Here is a 2702-nt window from a genome sequence, read left to right as displayed (position 1 = left end):
GGTTCGCTTCTTCGGCTCGACCAACCTGTTACAGTGGACCGCCCTCGGCGATTTCGGGCCGGCCGGAGCAACCGGCGGACAGTGGGAATGTCCCGACCTGTTTGCTCTGCCTCCGGACATCGGAAGCAAGGAGCTGAAGTGGGTGCTGATCGTGAACGTAAACCCCGGCGGCGTGCAGGGCGGATCGGCGACGCAGTACTTCGTAGGCAAGTTCGACGGGCATACGTTCACCAGCGAGAATCCGGCTTCGACCACGCTCTGGGCGGACTGGGGCAAGGACTTCTACGCCGCCGTTTCCTGGTTCAACTCCCCGCCCGGCGATCCGCGCAAATATTGGATCGGATGGTTCGGCAACTGGGAGTACGCAGCCGATGAACCGACCGCCCCGCAGCGCGGCGCGATGACCATTCCGCGCACCGTCATGCTGCGGCATGAGCCGGAAGGAACGCGTTTGGTGCAGGCGCCGGTCACCTATATCGCGCTGCTTCACGGAACCGAGATGAGCATGAAGGATCGCGAGATCGGCAGCGTGAATACCGACATCCGCAAGGAAGGCTTTCGCGGGCATGAACTGGATATCGATGTGGCCTTCGCACCGAATGGGGCGAAGGAATTCGGGGTTCTGGTCCATCAGGGGGCGAAGGAGCGCACCGTCGTCGGCGTGAGCGGAGGCAAATTGTTTATCGACCGGACGCAATCCGGCGACGTCGGCTTCAGTCCGAAATTCCCGGGCCGGCAGAGCGCGCCTTTAGCCCCGTCGAAGGTGGTGCGTCTGCACATACTGCTGGATCGGTCGTCGGTGGAAGTGTTTGCGAACGACGGGCAGATCGTGATGTCGGACCGGGTGTTTCCGTCCGCGGCAAGCGATGGACTGGAGTTTTTCGCCAACCGGCCGGAAGCGCGCATTGCAACGCTGCGGATGTGGAAGATGCGCAGTGCCTGGCCCCCAAGTGCCGGGCCGCAAACCGTGCAGTAGCCATTGCACGTTCCAACCACCCCGCGCGTCATATAAATTGTAATTTGGAGCCAATGGTGAAGAACAGATTGAAATTTACCCGGCGGGGTTTCTCGCTGATCGAACTGCTGATCGTTATCTCGATCATTTTGATCATCCTCGCGATCGCGCTGCCGAAGTTGAACAAAGCGCAGCAGTACGCCCGCGAGATGGCGGCGGCCACCACGATTCAGAGAGCGATCCATCCGGCGGAAGCGCAGTTCATGTCGCAGTACGGGCGCTATGCGGTATCGTTAACGGAACTCGGGCCGCCATCCAGCGGTTCGCCCGGCCCCTCTGCCGCGGACCTGATCCCCGGCGACCTTTCGAAGGGCGAAAAGGGCGGCTACAAGTACACGATCACCGGGACACCGCAGGGTTATCAGGTGAATGCCGAGCCGACCAGCCAGTCGATTGGGTCGCGGACGTTTTATTCGGACCAGAGCCTGGTGATCCACCAGCACAACGGGCAAGAACCGGCGACGGCGACGGACGCGGAGCTTGGATCGACGGCGAAGTAGGCTTTCGGCTGGTTAGCGGTGGGTCAGTTGTTCCGGGAGCGATGCCTCGCCGTAACTAGATTCAGCCGATTCTCCGAGTGGCGCGTAATCGATCCCAAGCTTCACAGAACAGAGTGCGTTCACCTCTTGGCGTATTCCGTGAAAATGTAATCCTTTGACGCCGCCAACACGTGGCATGCCGCGCCGCACTTGGCGTCGTGCCCCTGCGGCGGCTTGCTCGCCAGGGTGGCCGGCGTGAACGTGCCCGACGCCCCGTCATATTCGAACGTGCCGTATCCCCATCCGTGCGTGTCCGGGAATCTCTTGCTGTCCTTCTCGATGAACTCCACCGCAAACAGTTCACCAGGCACCGTGTCCGGGACGCCCGCGGAAAAAGGGGGATCGGTTATCTTCTTCGGTCTCCACTCAATCTTGGCAATCTTTGAGCCCTCGGGGAAGGGCTTTCCATTGCCGGGAATACCTTCCTTGTACGCTGTGATCATCACCGGGTTTGCGACGATCAGTCTCATAATGTTTTGTCCCATCGGTGTGACTCGGGCCGACCGCCTGCCAGTCTTCGTATCCTCTGAAATCGGAGAACGCGAGCCCATTCGGCACTTTCACCGTGTACTTATCCGGCGCGGCAATGGCCCAGCCGGCTGCGACGGCGAACACTCCCGTAACCGCAGCAATCATCGCCATCCTTTTGCATTTCATTGAGCAACACCTCCTCTGTGTAGCCGTCAGGCCCAAGTAGCGCCCGCCTGGCCTCACGCCATTATCTTGAAGCAAAGGCAATTTCGCAACTTCCATGGCGGTGCTGTAATGTCGAACGGTCGAATATTCGGAGCGCGGTAGGGACAGTTGACGTCAGCCCAATAACACCGCGCAGGCTGAACTGCCCGAAGCGCGGCCACGCATCACGAGTGAAGGCTCCATACGGTGAACTGAATGCGGTAATCTGATTGCAGTTTTATTTCGCCAACGCGAGGAGAGTTCATGCGCCGATTTGTTCCTGCAGGATTATTCGCCATTCTTCTATTTGCCTCATCCAGCGCCTTCGCTCGGGATGACAAGGGCGGCGATGCCGCCAAGGGAAAAGACGTCTTCGAGCAGTGCGGCGGCTGTCACAACGCCGACAGCACCGAACGCAAGATGGGGCCCGGTCTGAAAGGTCTGTTCGCCAAAGAGAAGCTGAGTAATGGGAA

At 59.8% G+C, this 2702-nt stretch carries 4 protein-coding genes; 3 read left to right on the top strand and 1 reads right to left on the bottom strand.

Features of this window, described 5'->3' with window-relative positions:
• Both H1Y01_RS14640 and H1Y01_RS14635 read left to right on the top strand, forming a co-directional pair.
• On the top strand, positions 1–976 hold a 976-nt coding region (locus tag H1Y01_RS14640; RefSeq protein WP_180541253.1), incomplete at its 5' end, for a glycoside hydrolase family 32 protein.
• Positions 977–1029: 53 nt separating this feature from the next.
• On the top strand, positions 1030–1515 hold the full coding sequence (locus H1Y01_RS14635; RefSeq protein WP_180541252.1) for a prepilin-type N-terminal cleavage/methylation domain-containing protein: 486 nt from the start codon (positions 1030–1032) through the stop codon (positions 1513–1515).
• A gap of 119 nt (positions 1516–1634) precedes the next feature.
• Here the strand turns inward: H1Y01_RS14635 and H1Y01_RS14630 are convergent, their stop codons facing one another.
• Complete coding sequence (locus H1Y01_RS14630) at positions 1635–2024, bottom strand: cytochrome P460 family protein (protein ID WP_219341562.1); 390 nt, start codon at positions 2022–2024, stop codon at positions 1635–1637.
• 469 nt (positions 2025–2493) lie between these two features.
• Between H1Y01_RS14630 and H1Y01_RS14625 the strand changes: the two genes are divergently transcribed.
• The coding region (locus tag H1Y01_RS14625; protein ID WP_219341561.1) for a c-type cytochrome at positions 2494–2702 on the top strand (209 nt) is incomplete at its 3' end.

The organism is Nevskia soli, from assembly GCF_903970205.1.
Lineage (GTDB): Bacteria > Acidobacteriota > Terriglobia > Bryobacterales > Bryobacteraceae > Bog-113.
Note: the sequence above shows the minus strand (reverse complement) of the source record. Positions and strands in the feature narration are given on the sequence as shown.